Below are 17925 nucleotides of genomic sequence, written 5' to 3' on the forward strand. Positions count from 1 at the left end.
GGTGGGCGCCGCGTCAGGACACGCCGGCGGCCACGTCCTCGATGACACCGGCCGCCGCCGCGACGCTCGGACGCATCGGCCCGCTGCGATGGATGAGGACGAGCTCGCGGCTCGGTGGGCTCGTCAGCGGGACGAGGCGGATCGCCTCGGTCGCCCGCACCCCGGCCATCATCGGGGTGAGGAGGGTCGCGGCGACTCCCACTGCGACCATCGCGCACGTGGCAGCCGTGTCGGTGATGCCGTGGACGATCCGCGGCTCGAACCCGGCCCGACGGAACGCGTGACCGGTCGCGACCGCGAAGTGCGAGTCGTCGGCCGGCAGCACCCACGGCCAGTCCCGCCCCACCGAGAGGTCGACCGGTTCGGTCGGGATGCGACCGGCCCAGGAAACGGGGACCGCGAGAGCGAACGGTTCGCGAACGAGGGTGCGCACCGTGAGGTCGTCCGGGCGGGGCAGCGGAACCTCGGGGTACTCGACGCCGAGCGCGAGGTCGACGACATGCCCACGCACCGCGCCCGACACGGCGTCGACGTGGATCTCGCAGCTGCGGACCTCGAGGTCCGGGTGCCGCTCCCCGGCGAGGAGCACGGCACGCCCGAACAGCTCCGCCGGGCTCGTGGCGAAGATCCCGACCTCGACCGTGCCGCTCACGCTGCGCTCGGTGCTGACCGCCGCCTCGCGGGCGTCGAGGACGTCGTCGAGGATCGTCGCCCCGTGCCGCGCGAGGATGAGCCCGGCGTCGGTCAGCTCGACGCGCCGGCCGACGTGGACGAGCAGGCGCACCCCGACCGCCTTCTCCAGGCCCGCGAGCTGCTGGGAGATCGCGCCGGCGGTGTAGCCCAGCTCGGCAGCGGCCGCGGCGATCGTCTTCGTGCGGGCCAGCGTGACGATGGCCCGCAGCTGCGGCATCGTCACGTCGTCCATGCGGTGAGCCTAGGACTCCCCCTCGCCCCTTCCCCTTGCCCGCACGCTCACACGTGCCGAGTTGATGTCGTCCCAAGACCGTCTTGACGACATCAACTCGGCACGTGCGGGGTGGGTGTGCGCACGTGCGGGAAGCGGGAGGTCAGGAGACGGTGACGGTCACCGAGGGGTAGCCGCTCGCCCCGGCGGGGTAGGGATCGGCGTGGGCAGCGGTCTGGACGGCCCCGGTGTCGTCGGTCGCGCGGGCGACGAGGGTATGCCGGCCCGGCGTCGCCTCCCACGGCAGGTACCACTGGCGCCAGTAGTCGATCCCGGCGTCCGGACCCATCGTCGCCGCCTGCCAGTCGCCGTCGTCGACCCGCACCTCGACCGACCGGATGCCGCGGTGCATCGCCCACGCGACCCCGGCGATCGCGGTGCGTCCCGCGGAGACCCGCCCCGTCGGCGTGTCGATCCGAGCCTCGGTCTTCACCGGCGCGTCGGTCACCCACCCCTGCTCGGTCCAGTAGGCCGACTGGGCGGCATACGTCGTCGCCGTCATCCGGCTCACCCACTTCGTGGCGCCGGTGAAGCCGTACAGCCCCGGGGTGACGAGCCGGGCCGGGAAGCCGTGGGCGTCCGGCAGCCGGGCGCCGTTCATCGCGACGGCGACGAGCGCGTCCCGCCCGTCGAGGAGGGCGGCGAGCGGTGTCGAGATGGTCATGCCGCTCGTCGAGGTCGACAGGATCTGGTCCGCCGTCGAGTGGACGCCGGCGCGCTCGAGGAGGTCCTTGGTCCGCACGCCGAGCCACCGGGCGCCGCCGGTCAGGTCGCCGTTCACCTCGTTCGACACGCAGGCGAGGGTGATGTCGCGCTCGATCATCGGCATCCGCAGCAGCTCGGCATACGTGATGGAGAAGGGATGCGCGACGTCGCCGTCGATCGTCAGCTTCCATCCGGCCGCGTCGACGTGCGGCACGAGGAACTCGGTGTCGACGCGGTAGAAGTCCTTCGCGGGCGTCCGGAACGGCGTGATGCCCTTGACCCTCGCGTCGAGTCCCGTCGGCAGCGCGGGAGCCGCGTCGACCGGCGCGGGAAGCGCGGGGAGCGGCCCGCGTGGCTTGCCGGGACCGACGAGCCGCGAGCCGACGACGAGGGCCACGCCACCCGCCACGACACCCCCGGCGGCGGCGAGGAACCCCCGGCGGTCGGGAGCGGGACGCGTCCCCGGCTCGTATGCCGACATCCTCGGGTCGTATGCCATGCCTCGGGTCTCCCCGTCGACCGCCCGTCCGCGCAGCCGGCTGAAGACGGGCAGCCCGACGAGGCCCGCGGCGATCGACGGCACGGCAGGCAGGTTCCCGGCCTCCGGCCGGAGGCTGGCGCACACGGCGGCGACGAGAGCCAGCCCGGCGAGCAGGAGACGGGCCAGGGTGGGCCGGGTCCTGCCGACGACGCCGATCCCCGCGGCCGCGAGCCCGGTGACGAGGGCGACCATGGTGAGGAGGAACGGCTTGTCGGACGTCCCGAGCGTGTGGACCGCCCACTGCTCGACGGCGACGGGAGTGGCGTCGACGACCTGCGACCCCACGGCGAGGACCGGCGAGCTCGACGACCCGAAGGCCACGACGGCGAGGACGTGCCCGACGGCCATTCCCGCGAGCGCGGCGACGAGCCCGGCCACGGCATACGGCCACCGGCTGACCCGGCGGGCAGGGGCCGCGACCCGTCCCGGCTCGGTCTGGACGGTCGCCACCGAACCAGTGTCGCCCCGCTTGCTGGGAACGGTGCGGACGAATCAGGGAATGCCGATGTGCCGCCGGGGTGGTAGACAGAAAGCTCCCGGTGCTCGTAGCTGATCGACGGGATGCGGCTCCGGGGCGGCGTACGCGCGACGACGGGAGACCCGATGCATCGAGGATTTCGCAGACGCCGGACCGCGGTGGCCGCGGTCGGGGCGGTGTTGGCGGCCACGGCCCTGGCCGCCTGCGGCAGCAGCGACGAGTCGAGCGGCCCGGCCCGGCTCACGTGGTACATCAACCCGGACGTGGGCAACGCCGACCCGACGAAGGGCGGCCAGGCCCAGCTCGCCAAGGAGTGCTCCGACGCCTCCGGAGGCAAGTACACGATCTCCGTGCAGCTGCTGCCGACCAGCGCGAGCGATCAGCGGATCCAGCTGCTGCGCCGGCTCGCGGCGAGCGAGTCGGGCATGGACCTGATGAGCGTCGACCCCGCGTTCGTCACCGAGTTCGCCGCGGCGGGCTACTTCGCGCCGGTCCCGACGAGCATGGTCGACGAGTTCACCGCGGACCGGGTCCAGTCCGCCATCGACGCCTCGAAGTACCAGGGCAAGCTCATCGCCGTCCCCTTCTGGGCCAACACCCAGCTGCTCTGGTACAAGAAGTCGGTCGCCGAGAAGGCCGGCATCGACCTCGGCGAGCCGGTGACGTGGGACCAGCTCATCGCGGCGGCGCGGAAGACCAACACCTCCATCGGCGTCCAGTCGGCGCTCTACGAGGGCTACTCGGTGTGGATCAACGCCCTCGTCGCGGGCGCGGGCGGCAAGATCGTCGAGAACCCCGACGCCACCTACGAGAACATCAAGCTCGGCCTCGACTCCGACGCCGGGCGCGAGGCGGCGGCGATCATCGCCAAGGTCAGCTCGACGGGAGTCGGCGGCCCCGCCATGGGCACCTCGCAGGAGACCCAGTCGCTCGACCTGTTCACCTCGCCCAAGGGCGGGTTCCTCGTCAACTGGCCCTACACGTATGCCGCCTACACCGGTGACAAGAGCGACGTCGGTGCGGCCATCTACCCCCGCACCGTCGAGGGCAAGGACTCCGCCCCGCCCTTCGGCGGCATCGAGATCGCGGTCGGCAAGTACAGCAAGCACGTCTCGCTCTCCTACCAGGCCGCCGCGTGCATCACCGACGAGCAGCACCAGGCGGCGTACATGGTGGCGTCGGGCAACCCCGCGAGCCGGAAGGCGGCCTACGACACCGACGCGGTGAAGAAGGCCTTCCCGGGCGGCATCGCCGCCCTCATCCGCACCTCGCTCGACGACGCCGTGCCGCGCCCGCTCAGCCCCTACTGGGGTGACATCTCGACGGCGCTGCAGCAGAAGTTCAGCCCGCCGGGCGCCGTGACCGAGCAGACGCCGGCGAAGGCCCAGCAGTTCATCCTCGACGTGCTCAAGGGAAAGAGGCTGCTATGACGACCGACTCCGCGGCCACCGGCACCACGCGCACCAAGGCCCGGCTGTCCGACCGAGCCCGCGGCGAACGGGCCCTCGGCTGGCGGCTGGCCGGCCCGGCCTTCGTCATCATGCTCCTGGTGACGCTGTACCCGATCGCGTACGCCGTCTATCTGTCGCTGTTCAACTACCGGCTCACCGACCCGGCCGGCAGGAAGTTCGTCTTCCTCCGCAACTACCTCACGGCACTCACCGATCCGCTCTTCTGGCAGACGTTCACGACGACCTTCATCATCGTCGTCGTGACCCTCGTCTTCGAGCTGGTCCTCGGCATGGCGATCGCCATGGTCATGAACAAGGTCGTCTGGCCCCGCAAGACGCTGCGGACCATCGTCCTCATCCCGTACTCGATCATCACCGTCGTGTCCGGGTTCGCCTGGCTGTTCGCGGCGCAGGTGAGCACGGGGTTCTTCAACCACTGGCTGCACGTCTTCACCTTCGGTGCGTGGAACCTCGAGTACGACTGGTTCGGGGGCCGCTGGTCGTCGCTGACGATCATCTGTCTGTCGGAGATCTGGAAGACGACGCCCTTCATGTCGCTGCTCCTGCTCGCCGGCCTCGCCCAGGTGGACAGCTCGATGGAGGAGGCGGCGAAGGTCGACGGCGCGACGTGGTGGCAGCGGTTCTACAAGGTGATCCTGCCGAACATGAAGGCCGCGCTCATGGTCGCGGTCCTCTTCCGCACCCTCGACGCCGTCCGGATCTACGACAACCCGTACATCATGACCGGAGGGGCCAACAAGACGATGACGCTGTCGATGCTCGTGGCCAACGAGACGATCAACCGGGTGGAGATCGGGATGGGGTCGGCCCTCGCCGTCATCCTCTTCATCATCGTCCTCATCATCGCCTTCATCTTCGTCAGAGGCTTCAAGGTCGATCTCACCGGCGGGACGAGGGGGCGCTGAGCCATGGAGACCAACGTCAGCGACAAGGTCAAGACCTGGCTCGGGGTCGCCTCGATCCCCATCATGGTGTGGACCGCCATCCCGCTGCTGTGGATCCTCGCCACCTCGCTGAAGTCCACTGCGGCCCTCGCCGACTCGACGCAGAACATCCTCGGCAACTTCTGGCCCAAGCACATGACGCTCGACAACTACCGGCTCATCTTCACCGGCGGCGCGAGCGACCTGTTCGTCCCGGCCCTGTGGCACAGCATCGTCGTCTGTCTCGTGTCGACGGTCATCTCCGTCATCCTCGCGACGTTCTGTGCGTACGCCATCGCCAGGCTCGACTTCCCCGGCAAGGGCGTCATCCTCACGACGGCGCTCGCGGTGTCGTTCTTCCCCGTCATCGCCATGGTGACCCCGCTGTTCAACCTGTGGCGCCAGATCGGCCTGTTCGACACCTTGCCCGGCCTCATCATCCCCTACCTCGCGCTCACCCTGCCGCTGTCGATCTGGACCCTGTCGGCGTTCTTCCAGCAGATCCCGTGGGAGATGGAGCAGGCCGCCCAGGTCGACGGCGCGACGAGCTGGCAGGCCTTCCGCAAGGTCATCGCCCCGCTCGCAGCCCCCGGCGTCTTCACGACGGCGATCATCGCCTTCTTCACCGCGTGGAACGACTTCGTCTTCTCCAGCAACCTCACGTCGGAGAACGCCCGGACCGTCCCGGCGGCCCTGGCCTACTTCACCGGCGCGAGCCAGTTCGAGCAGCCGACCGGCGCGATCTGCGCGGCGGCCGTCATCGTCACGATCCCCGTCGTCATCCTCGTGCTGCTCTTCCAGCGCCGGATCGTCTCGGGCCTCACCTCCGGTGCCGTCAAGGGCTGACCGGTCCGTCCCGCATACGCGACAACAGCGCACCCGACAGGAGAAACCCCGATGTCACGCATCGAGCTGAAGAACATCGTCAAGAAGTACGGCGACGGCTTCCCCGCCGTCAACGACGTGAGCCTCGACATCGCCGACGGGGAGTTCGTCATCCTCGTCGGCCCGTCCGGCTGCGGGAAGTCGACGCTGTTGCGGATGGTCGTCGGGCTGGAGGACATTACCTCCGGCGACCTGCTCATCGACGGCAAGCGGGTCAACGACCTCGCGCCCCGCGACCGGCACCTCGCCATGGTGTTCCAGAACTACGCGCTCTACCCGCACCTCACCGTGTTCGAGAACATCGCCTTCCCGCTGCGGCTCCAGAAGGGCAAGCACAGCGAGGAGGAGATCAGGCGGATGGTCCATCAGGCCTCGGGCATGCTCGAGCTCGACGAACACCTCGACCGCAAGCCGTCGAACCTCTCCGGGGGCCAACGCCAGCGTGTCGCGATGGGCCGGGCCATCGTCCGCGAGGCCGACGCCTTCCTCTTCGACGAGCCGCTGTCCAACCTCGACGCCAAGCTGCGCGGGCAGATGCGCACCGAGATCGCCCGGATGCAGCGGCGCCTCGGCATCACGACGATCTACGTCACCCACGACCAGGTCGAGGCGATGACCCTCGGCGACCGCGTCGCCGTCCTCAAGAAGGGGATCCTCCAGCAGGTCGCCTCCCCGCGTGAGCTGTACGAGCAACCCGTCAACCTCTTCGTCGCGGGCTTCATCGGCTCGCCTCCGATGAACTTCCTGCCAGCCCGGGTCTCCGGCTCGACGCTGCACCTGCCGCACGCCGAGGTGACCATCACCGGCGACCTCGTCGAGAAGGTCAAGGGCAAGGACGTCGTCATCGTCGGCCTGCGCCCGGAGCACATCAAGGACGCGACGGTCGAGACAACGCCGGAGCACGCCGTCCACTTCACCGCCGTCGTCGACCAGACCGAGTGGCTCGGCAACGAGCAGTACGCCTACATCCCGTTCGACGCCGATCGGGCGGTCCGGGACAAGCTCGACGAGCTCGACCGCGAGCTCGACGGTGAGGGCATGCACCCCCAGCTCATCGTCAACCTCGACGCCCGCTCCCGGGTCATCGAGGGCGACGAGGCCGACCTGGCGTTCGACCCGGCGCTCATGCACGTCTTCGATCCCGAGTCGGGCGACAACCTGACCCGCGACGACGAGAAAGCCGCACAGATCGCCAAGGACAGCGAGGCGCAGCGCAGGATGGCGCTCGAGCGGGCGAAGAAGCGCGAGGCCGCCAAGGGCGGCGCGGCCTGAGGCGACCCTCTGCCAGGCCGACGGTGTGCGTCAGGGCCGGCTGGGTGGGCTCGCGATCCCACCGGCGGATCACGATCCACCCGTCCCGGCCCTCCGCGCCGTCCCTGCGCCCCGAGGTCGACTCCCGGACATCGGTAGCATCGTGGGCGTGAGCCAGGCCCGTCTGCCCCGTTTCTCCCGCTTCCTGTGGACCGGGGGGCTCATCGGGCTCGTCGCGGGTGTCATCGTCTCGCTCCTCAGCGGCCCGGCCACCGGCTACGGGGACGTCGCGGGGGCCGGGTACCTCGGCCTCGCCGGGATCTTCGTCGGCGTCATCGTCGGGGCGGCCGTCGCGGCGATCCTCGACCGGTCGATGAGCCGGAGGAACCGCGCCGACCGCGGCTGACCACGGCCGACCGCGCCGGCTGGCCCTCGTCCTGACCGACACCGGGCGGGCAGCCGAGCGCGCCGACCGAGGCATCCGCATACCCATGAGAGACTGGGGGTCGTGCCACGCGGTGACGGATGCCTCTCCCATGACCTCCTCCCCGGCGAGAAGGGCCCCCAGGACGCCTGCGGTGTCTTCGGCGTCTGGGCACCCGGTGAGGACGTCGCGAAGCTCGCCTACTACGGGCTGTATGCCCTCCAGCACCGCGGCCAGGAGAGTGCCGGGATCGCCGCCTCCGACGGCACGCGCCTGCTCGTCTACAAGGACATGGGCCTCGTCTCGCAGGTGTTCAACGAGCGCTCGCTCGACTCGCTCAAGGGGCACCTCGCGATCGGCCACTGCCGCTACTCGACGACGGGCGGCTCGACGTGGGAGAACGCCCAGCCGACCCTCGGCGGCCACGACGGCTCGACCGTCGCGCTCGCCCACAACGGCAACCTCGTCAACTCCGCCGAGCTGAAGGCGCTCATCGAGGACCGGATGGCTCCCGGCCAGTCCCACATCGGCGAGCTGCGCCGTGGCAACACGACCGACACCGCCCTCGTCACCGCGCTCCTCGCCGACGACCCGGACCGCTCCCTCGAGGCGCGCGCCCTGGAGGTCATGCCGCTGCTGCGGGGCGCCTTCTGCTTCGTCTTCATGGACGAGCACACGCTGTATGCCGCGCGCGACCCGCAGGGGATCCGGCCCCTGGTCATCGGCCGGCTCGAGCGGGGCTGGGTCGTCGCATCGGAGACCGCGGCCCTCGACATCGTCGGTGCCTCGTTCATCCGGGAGGTCGAGCCCGGGGAGCTCATCGCGGTCGACGAGGACGGGCTGCGCTCCCAGCGGTTCGCGTCGGCCGAGCCCAAGGGGTGTGTCTTCGAGTACGTCTACCTCGCGCGCCCGGACACGACGATCAACGGTCGCGTCGTCCACGAGTCGCGTGTCGCGATGGGACGGGCCCTGGCGCGCGAGCACCCCGTCGAGGCCGACCTCGTCATCCCGACACCGGAGTCCGGCACGCCCGCGGCGATCGGGTACGCCCAGGAGTCGGGGATCTCGTACGGCCAGGGGCTCGTCAAGAACGCCTACGTCGGCCGGACCTTCATCCAGCCGTCCCAGACGATCCGGCAGCTCGGCATCCGGCTCAAGCTGAACCCGCTCCGCGATGTCATCCGCGGCAAGCGGCTCGTCGTCGTCGACGACTCCATCGTCCGCGGCAACACCCAGCGGGCCCTCGTGCGGATGCTGCGCGAGGCGGGCGCCAAGGAGGTCCACGTCCGGATCTCCTCGCCGCCGGTGCGCTGGCCCTGCTTCTACGGCATCGACTTCGCGACGCGCGCCGAGCTCATCGCCACCGGCATCGGCGTCGACGAGGTCTGCAACTCCCTCGGCGCGGACTCGCTGGGCTACATCAGCGAGGACGGCATGATCGCGGCGACCGAGCAGCCGCGCGACCGGCTCTGCACGGCGTGCTTCACCGGGCAGTATCCGGTGCCCCTGCCGGCGGAGGACCGTCTCGGCAAGGAGATCCTCGAGCTCCAACTGCCCGTCGACATCGTCGCCGAGGCCATCGCCCGTCCCTGAACCGCCATCGCCCGTCGCCGTCGCCCGTCCCTGAAACGATCCTGCCCGTCGACGGTGCCCCGCGTCGGCTCCCGCCAGTCATTCTTGGTACGTGCTGACCCGTCTCGGGGTGCCTGCGTACCTCGACCCCCAGCCCGTCCCGCCATTCGAGGTATGTGGTGACCATCTCGGGGTGTCTGTGCACCTCGACCCCAGCCCGTCGCTCGGAGTCGAGGTATGTGGTGGCCATCTCGGGGTGTCTGTGCACCTCGACCCCGGCCCGCCCCTTGGAGTCGAGGTATGTGGTGGCCATCTCGGGGTGTCTGTGCACCTCGACCCCCAGCCCGCCCGCCATTCGAGGTATGTGGTGACCATCTCGAGGTGTCTGTGCACCTCGACGCAACGCCCACCCCGGCCAATCGAGGTATGAAGCGACCATCTGGAGGGGATCGGAGACCTTGAACGGTCGTCCTGACGGGATCAGCGACATCTCGGGTGCCCGACGTCGGTCGAGTTCCGCCTTTCGAGCGAGGAGGTGACGATCGCGGAGTCCCGGGATACCTCGACCGGCTACCCACCCCTCCTGGTCGAGGTATGTGCTGACCATCTCGAGGTGTCTGTGCACCTCGACCCCAGCCTGTCCCTCGGAGTCGAGGTATGTCGTGGCCATCTGTGCACCTCGACCCGTCGTCCACCCCGCCGATTCGAAGTATGAAGCGACCATCTCGGTGTCTGGATACCTCCATTCTTCGTACTGGGCGCGGAGTCGAGGGATGTAGTGACCATCTCGAGGTAGCTGCGTACCTCGACCCCCAGCCCGCCCCGCCATTCGAGGTATGTGGTGACCATCTCGAGGTGTCTGTGCACCTCGACCCGTCGTGCGCTCCGGCGAATCGAGGTACGGAGCGACCATCTCGGTGTCTGGATACCTCCATTCTTCGTACTGGGCGCGGAGTCGAGGTATGTGCTGACCATCTCGGAGTGTCTGCGTACCTCGACCCAGCCCGCCCTCCGGAGTCGAGGTATGTGCTGACCATCTCGGGGTGTCTGCGTACCTCGACGCAACGCCCACCTCGGCGATTCGAGGTACGGAGCGACCATTCTGGAGGGCATCGGAGTCCTTGAACGGCCGTCCCGACGGCTCGCGTCGGGCGGCGGCTCATGCCGCCATTCGAGCGGGTGAGCATCCCGAAGCCCCGGGATACCTCGACCCGCAGCCCACCCCTCCGGGTCGAGGTATGTGGTGACCATCTCGGGGTGTCTGTACACCTCGACCCGCAGCCCACCCCTCCGGATCGAGGTATGTGCTGACCATCTCGGGGTGTCTGTGCACCTCGCCCCGTCGCCCACCCCTCCGGATCGAGGTACGTGGTGACCATCTCGAGGTGTCTGGATACCTCCACCCGCAGCCCACCCGTCCGGATCGAGGTAACTGGTGAGCTGGTGCCGGGGGTCGCTGGACACCTCGTGTCGGAGGAGGGGGCGAGGTCAGAGGGTGAGATGGCGAAATAGTTGTGCAAGGTCGAAGGTTAAACTTTCAACTAGGATGGCCCCGATGACGTGGCACCTGTCGCCCCCTGAATCCGCGTCGCCCGAGGAGTCACCCGTGTCCGCCAAGCCCCTGCTCCAGATCATCGTCGCCAGCACCCGCCCCGGCCGCGTGGGCCTGCCCGTCGCGAACTGGCTCGCCGACGTCGCCCGGACCCACGACGGGTTCGACGTCGAGATCGTCGACCTCGCCGAGCTGGACCTGCCGTTCTTCGACGAGCCGAACCACCCCCGCCTGCGCCAGTACGTGCACCAGCACACGATCGACTGGTCGCGGATCGTGGAGCGCGGCGACGCATACGTGTTCGTCACGCCCGAGTACAACCACAGCTTCAACGCCGTCCTCAAGAACGCCCTCGACTACCTGTCGCACGAGTGGGCGTACAAGCCGGCCGGGATCGTCAGCTACGGCGGCGTGGCGGCCGGCACGCGCGCCGTCCAGGCCCTCAAGCCGGTGCTGGCGGCCCTCAAGCTGGGCGTCGTCGCCGACTCGGTCAACATCCCGTTCGTCTTCGGCGACATCGCCGACGGTGTCTACTCGCCGAACGAGCTCGTCGAAGCCGGCGCCAAGGCGATGCTCGATGAGATGCGCCGCCTCTCCGGTCCGCTGGCCACACTGCGCGAGCAGCCCGCCGCGGCCGGCTGAACCGCCAGCCACCGCATCTGGCCAGGCGGCGTCCGAGGCATTGCGCCGCGCGGACCCGATCCAGAGGCGTGGCGGGTCGTCGCGCCCACCCGACGAGGAGTGGCATCGCGCGGACCCGATCCAGAGGCGTGGCGGATCGCCGCGCCCACCGAGGAGGATCTGTCGCGCGGCCACACCACGAAGGCGACCGTTCGCCGCGGTATCCCGGATGCCGGTCCACAGCGAGGGGCGCTCCTGGCGAGCGAGAGGCGCTCCTAGACTTGGCGCCGTGACCGACGCCCCGACGCCGACCGACGCGCCGCCTCCCACGACGTACGCCGCCGCGGGAGTCGACGTCGAGGCAGGCGACAAGGCCGTCGAGCTCATGAAGGAGTCGGTCCGTCGGGCCCAACGCCCCGAGGTTCTCGGTGGTCTCGGCGGCTTCGCGGGCCTCTTCGACGCCGCCGCCATCGCCCGGATGACGCATCCGATCCTCGCGACGAGCACCGACGGGGTCGGGACGAAGGTCGCCATCGCCCAGGCCCTCGACCGGCACGACACGATCGGCTGGGACCTCGTGGGGATGGTCGTCGACGACATCGTCGTCTGTGGTGCGGAGCCCCTCTTCATGACCGACTACATCGCGACGGGCAAGGTCGTCCCCGAGCGGGTTGCCGCCATCGTCTCCGGCATCGCCGCCGCGTGCGCCGCAGCGAACGTCGCGCTCGTCGGCGGGGAGACGGCCGAGCACCCCGGACTCCTCGAACCTGACGAGTACGACGTCGCCGGTGCCGCGACCGGCGTCGTCGAGCGGGCGGACATCCTCACCCCTGACCGGGTCCGGGCGGGGGACGTCGTCCTCGCGCTCGCGAGCAGCGGCCTGCACTCCAACGGGTACTCCCTCGTCCGCAAGGTCGTGCGCGACGCCGGATGGCGTCTCGACCGCGAGGTGCCGGAGCTCGGGCGCACGCTCGGCGAGGAGCTCCTCACGCCGACGAGGGTGTATGCCGCGGACCTCCTCTCTCTCCTGCGCGCCGACGACGCCGAGGTCCACGCCCTGTCGCACGTCACCGGTGGCGGCCTCGCGGCGAACCTCGCCCGCGTCCTTCCGGCCGATGTGCTCGCGACGGTCGACCGAGTTTCGTGGACCCCGCCGCCGGTCTTCGCCCTCGTGGGCGAGCTGGGGCGGGTTCCGCGGTCCGACCTCGAGCGGACCCTCAACCAGGGCATCGGGTTCTTCGCCGTCGTCCCGGAGTCGAGCGCGGAGGCGGCGGTCGAGCATCTCGCGGCCCGCGGCATACCGACGTGGGTATGCGGGTCCGTCACCTCCCTGACCGATGGTGCCCCGGACGCCTCCGTAGAGGTCGTGCGAGGTGCCAAAGGGGTCGACGGCGGGTCCGTCCAGCTCGTCGGCGACCACCCTGCCTGACCCACAGCCGGGCGCTCGACCTCCGAGGCGACCTCTCACCTGATCGGGGTCCCGCGCATCCACCCGGGGCGCGCCGGGGCCCCGTCGTGCCGCTCGGGCGATGCCTGGCGTCACGTCGATTCGATGACTGATGTCATGGGGATGTCGTGACACGCGACCGATGTATCGAGGACCTCCGCGAGGGAGCCTGGAGTCATGTCCGGAAACCTCGGCTATGCCAACATCGTCATCGGTCTCATCGTCCTCGCGTGGGTCGTGTCCCGTCAGCTGCGGACCCGACCGGTGCGGGAGGAGCAGGCGACCAAGCTCCTGCTCGTCCTCGGTGCCGTGGGGCTGTACGAAGTAGCGCAGTATGCCGATCGGCACCACGACGTCCCGCTCCTCGCATGGGGGCTCCTCATCGTCAGCCTGGTCCTGGCGGCGGTGCTCGGCGTGGCGCGCGGCCTGACGATGCGCGTCTGGCGGGACGCGACGGGGCAGCTTCTCCAGCGGGGCACGCCGGTCACGCTGGCGCTGTGGGGCCTCAGCATCGCGGCCCACCTGGGCGCCGACGCCCTGATGCACGGTGAGGGCAGCAATGCATCGGGACTGGGCTCGGCCGGAATCGTCCTCTACCTCGCCCTGACGCTCGGCGTCCAGCGCGTCGTCGTCGTTCGTCGTGGCGCCGAGCTCGTGGAACATGTCGGATACGAGGTGCCACGCAACGGCGAGCGCGTGTGACCTCGACCCCGTAGGCCCCCGGGCCGGGTCGCCGCAGGGGGCGACCCGGCCCGGTCGTCGTCCGGCCGGCGGATGCCCGCGCTGGGGGACGTGATTCGCGAGTACCCCGAGGCTGAGTGGCGGCGGAGAGGCCCTCTTTCTCAGAACGGCCTGAGTCGGGACGCGACCTCAACCCCTCGCGCGGTCGAGGTCGGTCTTACGCAGAACCGGCCGGGTATGGACGCCGATGGATTGCAACCGATTGCCCCCAGCCTCAGAACGATCGATGGCGCAGACAACGGTGTGGACGTTGGCCCCTTGGGCGCTCCGCAAGACGAAATCGCCGCTGAGGCGACACCGCGCGTCGATATCAGCCGCCAGGGAAGCCAACTCGCCCGTCATGCCGTCATTCTCTCCTTGAACCGCACCGGGATGCTTCTGCCGGGCGACGGGGGTCCACGTCGTCAGTGCGTGCGACAGCCAGGCGTCGCGCCAAGGCCTCCGCGATGGCGAACCTCGCCCTCTCCTGAGAGGCGGGCCCCACGCCTCTGGGCGGCGGGATGCCCGCACCGTTCGAGAAGGGGGCAGGTGCTTGCCTCCCTTTCGCAGACGGTGGCCGCGCCGTTCGTCTCCACGGACAACCGCCAGACGCCCCGCACACTCTCAGCGCGGTGGTCGACGGGTACCCCCTCGCTTCGACGACCGTCCAGGTCACCCCGGGTCCGCGGACCGCGCGAACCGGAAGACCCCACACCCTCGGACGCTGATCATCGGGTCCGGGTCCGGGTCCGGGTCCGGGTCCGGGTACGCGGACCGCGTGTCGTACGCGTCGAGAAGGGGAAGCCGCCATCGTCACGCTGAGGGCCTCTCCGCGTCGACCTACGGCCCCTCCGGAGGCTCGGGCTGACATGCTGACCTTCGTGTCTGACGCTCAGCTCATGCTGTCGTGTGCGGAAGCCCTTGTTCGCGACGCGGCTGCGACAACCGGGCTTCGTGTCACGTTGTCGATCTGGAACGATCGTGCGAACGGGATCGGTGCCGTTGTCCACGAGAGCGCCGTAGAGCCCAGCACCCCGGTCTGGGAGGCCGTCGGGTGGGTCGAGGGCGGTGACTGCCTGGCCGTCCACTCACCGAGTGCGCCGACGGAGGCGTTCCCTGAGAACGGCGACCGCACCGAGGTCACCTATGACATCGCCAACGCCGCCCAGCAACTCGTCCAGGTACTGCTGTGGCGGCAAGGCTCGGACCCCACCTGGCCCCCGTGCCCGGAGCACCCTGGACGGCACCCCTTACGGCCCGAAGACTCGCGCTGGAGGCGCGACGGCGCGGTCGAGGCGGAGGGCGCGCTCGCGCTGTGGGTATGTCCGACCGGCACGACGGCTATCGCCATCGGAGACCTCCCAGGAGGTCCCCCATGACGTCGATCCCGCACACCCCTCTGACACGTTGAGGGTGAGGCGGCCAGCACCGAAGCCAACCGCTCCGTTGGCGACGGCTGCGGTTCCATCGAATGCCGGCGCGGGGACCGGGCCGATGAACAGGCAGTCGGCGCGCTGGACCGCGGGACGGTGACGCCGACCGTGCTCACCAGGCTGGGTTCGGGTCCAGTGTCCTCCTCCGATTGCCTGTCGGTAGGGCCGACGGACACCCAATGCCCCCGCCGGTGCGAGAGTTGCGGGCGGCTCGAGCACGACCAGCACGAGGCCGGAGCGGCATTGGGTGTCCGTGGGTCGCTGTCCCAGGATCGCCGACACCGTGACCCGGGCGTCGCGGATCGCCGGCTCAAGGCCCTACACGACGGTGATCTGGGGACCGTAGAGGGCCATGGCGGACAGGGCGCGCTCGTGGTTCGCGATGCTGGAGCCGGCGCAGGCCTCGGCGACCACGCGCACCGTCGCCCCGGCGTCGGCCGCCGCGAGGGCCGTCGAGATGACGCAGCAGTCCGTCGAGACGCCGGCGAGCGTGAGGAGGGGCTGGGCCCCGACGACCCCGACGAGGTCGGCGTTCCACTTCCCGAACGTCCCCGCCGTCACGACGCCACCGGCCGACGCGACGAGGTCGGCGAGACCCGGCACGACGGCATACAGGGGGTCGTCGTCGGGGACGAGCGCGAACGGCCAGTCGTCGTAGTACGGACCCCAGGAGCCGCCGAGCCCCGGGTCGGCGACGAACCGGGTGAAGACGCTCCGCGGCCCGTATGCGCGCAGCAGCCGGCGGATCCTCGGCTCCGTCTCGTCCCACATGGGAGAGCCCCAGGGACTCGAGGGGTCGGCGAAGATCTGCTGGGCGTCGATGACGACGAGCCACTCGTCGTCGGCCGGGCCAGGGCTGGAGTCGGGGGTGGACTCGGTCACCGGAGCATCGTCCTTTCCGTGGATGGCAGAGGGGTCTTCGGCCATGGGGCACCGTGGGGGCGGCGGGCGATCACGCCGCCGCCCCCGACTCCTGGCGGGCGATCGTTCCGCGACGCCCGACGAGGGTGACGAGGAAGGAGAGGACGAGGGCCGCGAGGACGCCGAGGTTGGCGTACGCCCACGCCCCGTCCTTGCCGCCGAGTCCGAGGGGGCCGAGCAGGTACCCCTGCCAGTCGTTCCACGAGGCCTGATCGGAGAAGGTGTTGATGACCAGGCCCCAGCCGATGAGCGAGGCGACGACCATCGTCGCGATCGAGAGCCAGTCGACCGAGCCGTACCGGCCACGGGCGTCGAAGAGGGCGTCGGCTCCGTGCGGGCCCCAGTCGTAGTCCTTCCGCCGCACGGTGAGGTCGGCGATCATGATCCCGGCCCACGCGGCGAGCGGCACGCCGAGGGTGATGAGGAAGGACTGGAACGGTCCGAGGAAGCTCTCGGCGAAGAAGACGACGTAGATCGTGCCGAGGGTGAGGATGATCCCGTCGATGAGGGCGGCAGAGGGACGCGGTATGCGGACGCCGAGGGAGAGCAGGGTCAGCCCCGAGGAGTAGATGCCGAGGACGGCTCCGCTGACGAGCGAGAGGATCACCGCGATGAGGAACGGCACGAGGAACCACGTCGGGAGGATCGTCGCGAGCGTCCCGATCGGGTCGGCGGCGATGCCGTCCATGAGCTTCTGGTCGGAGCCGCCGAGCAGGAGGCCGTAGATGACGAGGAGGGTCGGGGCGAGCGCGCCGCCGACGGTGTTCCAGACGACGATCGAGCCGCCGGAGGCCGAGCGCTGCTGGTAGCGCGACCAGTCGGCCGCGATGTTGATCCAGCCGAGGCCGAACCCGGTCATCACCATGGTGAGCGCCCCGATGACCGACTGGAAGGAGCCGGACGGGAGCGCGGAGACGGCCGACCAGTCGACGTGGCCGAGGGTGAGCGCGATGTAGACGACCGTCGCGATGCCGGTGATCCACGTGAGGTAGGACTGCAGCCGCATGATGATGTGGTAGCCCGCGACCGACGCGAGGACGATGAGCGCGGCGACGACGACCATCGCGATGATCTTGACCGCCGTGCCGCTGCTCCAGCCGAGCTCCTTGAAGACGGTCGCCGTCGCGAGGGTGGCCATGATGGCGAGGAAGGTCTCCCAGCCGATCGAGACGAGCCAGCTGATGACGCCGGGGACCTTCTGGCCGGTCACCCCGAACGCGGCCCGTGACAGGATCATCGTGGGCGCCGACCCCCGCTTGCCGGCGATGGCGATGAGTCCGCAGAGGACGAAGGAGAGGACGACTCCGACGACGGTGACGACGACCGACTGCCAGAAGGAGATGCCGAACCCCAGGACGTAGGAGCCGTAGCTGATCCCGAAGACGGACACGTTGGCCGCGAACCACGGCCAGAACAGGTCCTTGGGCGTTGCCGTGCGCTCCGCCTCGTCGATGATCTCGATGCCGGTCGTCTCGACGCCGAGCCGCCGGGTCTCCTCGGCGGTGTGCGTGGTGCTCATGCCTCGGAGCATGACAGATGACCCGGGCGGCCGGGAGGATCTACGGGTGGAGAGGCGGAGGGGGCGGCGTCAGCCGCGACCGGATCCCCACGAGCGGTAGTCGTCGTCGTCCTCGTAGCGGAGGTCTCCGTCGGTGTCGTCCAGCCGGGAACCGGTGCGGTTCGCCGTCGACCCGTGGAGCTCCTGCTCGAGCGCGCTGAGGTTCGTGTCCGGGCTGTAGTACTTCAGTGCCCGGGCAACCTTGGTCTGCTTGGCTTTGGCTCGGCCGCGCCCCATGGCGTGACCCCCTCGTGATGTCTGCCGGGACGGCACCGGTCGGTCGACGAGGCAAGGACGCACCGTCGACTCCACGTAGCGGTCCCGGGAATCGTGTCTGTCGTGGGTCCAACGCTACATGAGTCCGGCTGCTTCCCGCGCATCGGCTCCCGGTCGATGCGGTCGCGTCGATCCGCTCCGGGCTCCGGTATGCGGGGGAGCGGGTCGCCACGCAGGGGAGC

The 17925-nt window shown here is 70.0% G+C and carries 16 protein-coding genes; 10 read left to right on the forward strand and 6 right to left on the reverse strand.

Translation table 11 applies throughout. The features are described 5' to 3' along the window. Positions 1-13: 13 nt before the first annotated feature. A complete protein-coding gene (locus tag BN12_RS00095; RefSeq protein ID WP_048549510.1) occupies positions 14-925 on the reverse strand; it encodes a LysR family transcriptional regulator in 912 nt (303 codons plus the stop codon). A 142-nt stretch (positions 926-1067) separates the two neighbouring features. Then, positions 1068-2660 carry a molybdopterin-dependent oxidoreductase gene (locus BN12_RS00100; protein ID WP_235432251.1) on the reverse strand — a complete coding sequence of 531 codons (1593 nt, stop codon included), beginning with the start codon at positions 2658-2660 and terminating at the stop codon, positions 1068-1070. A gap of 204 nt (positions 2661-2864) precedes the next feature. Here BN12_RS00100 and BN12_RS00105 point away from each other — a divergent pair, with 204 nt between their 5' ends. From BN12_RS00105 to BN12_RS00145, 9 genes are all read left to right on the forward strand, one after another. Continuing rightward, the gene (locus BN12_RS00105; protein ID WP_235432252.1) at positions 2865-4118 is read left to right on the forward strand and encodes an extracellular solute-binding protein; all 1254 of its coding nucleotides are present in this window, start codon (positions 2865-2867) and stop codon (positions 4116-4118) included. Next, on the forward strand, positions 4115-5065 hold the full coding sequence (locus BN12_RS00110) for a carbohydrate ABC transporter permease (protein ID WP_048549511.1): 951 nt from the start codon (positions 4115-4117) through the stop codon (positions 5063-5065). Before BN12_RS00105 ends, BN12_RS00110 begins: the two co-directional genes overlap by 4 nt. Positions 5066-5068: 3 nt before the next feature. Continuing rightward, a complete protein-coding gene (locus tag BN12_RS00115) occupies positions 5069-5929 on the forward strand; it encodes a carbohydrate ABC transporter permease (protein ID WP_048549512.1) in 861 nt (286 codons plus the stop codon). 51 nt (positions 5930-5980) lie between these two features. Next, positions 5981-7240, forward strand: coding sequence for an ABC transporter ATP-binding protein (locus tag BN12_RS00120; RefSeq protein ID WP_048549513.1), 1260 nt, complete (start codon positions 5981-5983; stop codon positions 7238-7240). Positions 7241-7388: 148 nt separating this feature from the next. Next, positions 7389-7625, forward strand: a complete 237-nt coding sequence (locus BN12_RS00125; RefSeq protein WP_048549514.1) for a hypothetical protein — start codon at positions 7389-7391, stop codon at positions 7623-7625. A gap of 102 nt (positions 7626-7727) precedes the next feature. Further along, on the forward strand, positions 7728-9236 hold the full coding sequence (gene purF, locus BN12_RS00130) for an amidophosphoribosyltransferase (protein ID WP_083454273.1): 1509 nt from the start codon (positions 7728-7730) through the stop codon (positions 9234-9236). A gap of 1585 nt (positions 9237-10821) precedes the next feature. Beyond that, complete coding sequence (locus BN12_RS00135; RefSeq protein WP_048549516.1) at positions 10822-11409, forward strand: NADPH-dependent FMN reductase; 588 nt, start codon at positions 10822-10824, stop codon at positions 11407-11409. Positions 11410-11677: 268 nt separating this feature from the next. Next, the gene (gene purM, locus BN12_RS00140; RefSeq protein ID WP_048549517.1) at positions 11678-12817 is read left to right on the forward strand and encodes a phosphoribosylformylglycinamidine cyclo-ligase; all 1140 of its coding nucleotides are present in this window, start codon (positions 11678-11680) and stop codon (positions 12815-12817) included. Between the two features lie 195 nt (positions 12818-13012). Further along, positions 13013-13537 (forward strand): hypothetical protein, encoded by a 525-nt coding sequence (locus BN12_RS00145; protein ID WP_048549518.1) that lies wholly within the window; start codon positions 13013-13015, stop codon positions 13535-13537. A gap of 168 nt (positions 13538-13705) precedes the next feature. Here the strand turns inward: BN12_RS00145 and BN12_RS24910 are convergent, their stop codons facing one another. Further along, a complete protein-coding gene (locus tag BN12_RS24910) occupies positions 13706-13918 on the reverse strand; it encodes a hypothetical protein (protein WP_048549519.1) in 213 nt (70 codons plus the stop codon). 506 nt (positions 13919-14424) lie between these two features. Between BN12_RS24910 and BN12_RS00155 the strand changes: the two genes are divergently transcribed. Beyond that, entirely contained in the window at positions 14425-14934 is a 510-nt protein-coding gene (locus BN12_RS00155; protein WP_048549520.1) for a hypothetical protein, read from the forward strand. A 372-nt stretch (positions 14935-15306) separates the two neighbouring features. Here the strand turns inward: BN12_RS00155 and BN12_RS00160 are convergent, their stop codons facing one another. From BN12_RS00160 to BN12_RS00170, 3 genes are all read right to left on the reverse strand, one after another. Beyond that, complete coding sequence (locus tag BN12_RS00160) at positions 15307-15870, reverse strand: cysteine hydrolase family protein (protein ID WP_048549521.1); 564 nt, start codon at positions 15868-15870, stop codon at positions 15307-15309. A 70-nt stretch (positions 15871-15940) separates the two neighbouring features. After that, a complete protein-coding gene (locus BN12_RS00165) occupies positions 15941-17428 on the reverse strand; it encodes a purine-cytosine permease family protein (RefSeq protein ID WP_048549522.1) in 1488 nt (495 codons plus the stop codon). A gap of 69 nt (positions 17429-17497) precedes the next feature. Beyond that, complete coding sequence (locus tag BN12_RS00170) at positions 17498-17704, reverse strand: DUF3073 domain-containing protein (RefSeq protein ID WP_048549523.1); 207 nt, start codon at positions 17702-17704, stop codon at positions 17498-17500. Positions 17705-17925: the final 221 nt, after the last annotated feature.

The sequence above is a fragment of the Nostocoides japonicum T1-X7 genome, assembly GCF_001046855.1.
In the GTDB taxonomy this organism is placed as follows: domain Bacteria; phylum Actinomycetota; class Actinomycetes; order Actinomycetales; family Dermatophilaceae; genus Nostocoides; species Nostocoides japonicum.

What these genes read in the sequence shown, in the direction of transcription:
- BN12_RS24910 (WP_048549519.1), bottom strand. Translation starts at nt 13,918, where the DNA reads ATGACGGGCGAGTTGGCTTCCCTGGCGGCTGATATCGACGCGCGGTGT.
- BN12_RS00110 (WP_048549511.1), top strand. Translation starts at nt 4,115, where the DNA reads ATGACGACCGACTCCGCGGCCACCGGCACCACGCGCACCAAGGCCCGG.
- BN12_RS00145 (WP_048549518.1), top strand. Translation starts at nt 13,013, where the DNA reads ATGTCCGGAAACCTCGGCTATGCCAACATCGTCATCGGTCTCATCGTC.
- BN12_RS00115 (WP_048549512.1), top strand. Translation starts at nt 5,069, where the DNA reads ATGGAGACCAACGTCAGCGACAAGGTCAAGACCTGGCTCGGGGTCGCC.
- BN12_RS00165 (WP_048549522.1), bottom strand. Translation starts at nt 17,428, where the DNA reads ATGAGCACCACGCACACCGCCGAGGAGACCCGGCGGCTCGGCGTCGAG.
- BN12_RS00120 (WP_048549513.1), top strand. Translation starts at nt 5,981, where the DNA reads ATGTCACGCATCGAGCTGAAGAACATCGTCAAGAAGTACGGCGACGGC.
- BN12_RS00095 (WP_048549510.1), bottom strand. Translation starts at nt 925, where the DNA reads ATGGACGACGTGACGATGCCGCAGCTGCGGGCCATCGTCACGCTGGCC.
- BN12_RS00155 (WP_048549520.1), top strand. Translation starts at nt 14,425, where the DNA reads ATGCTGACCTTCGTGTCTGACGCTCAGCTCATGCTGTCGTGTGCGGAA.
- BN12_RS00170 (WP_048549523.1), bottom strand. Translation starts at nt 17,704, where the DNA reads ATGGGGCGCGGCCGAGCCAAAGCCAAGCAGACCAAGGTTGCCCGGGCA.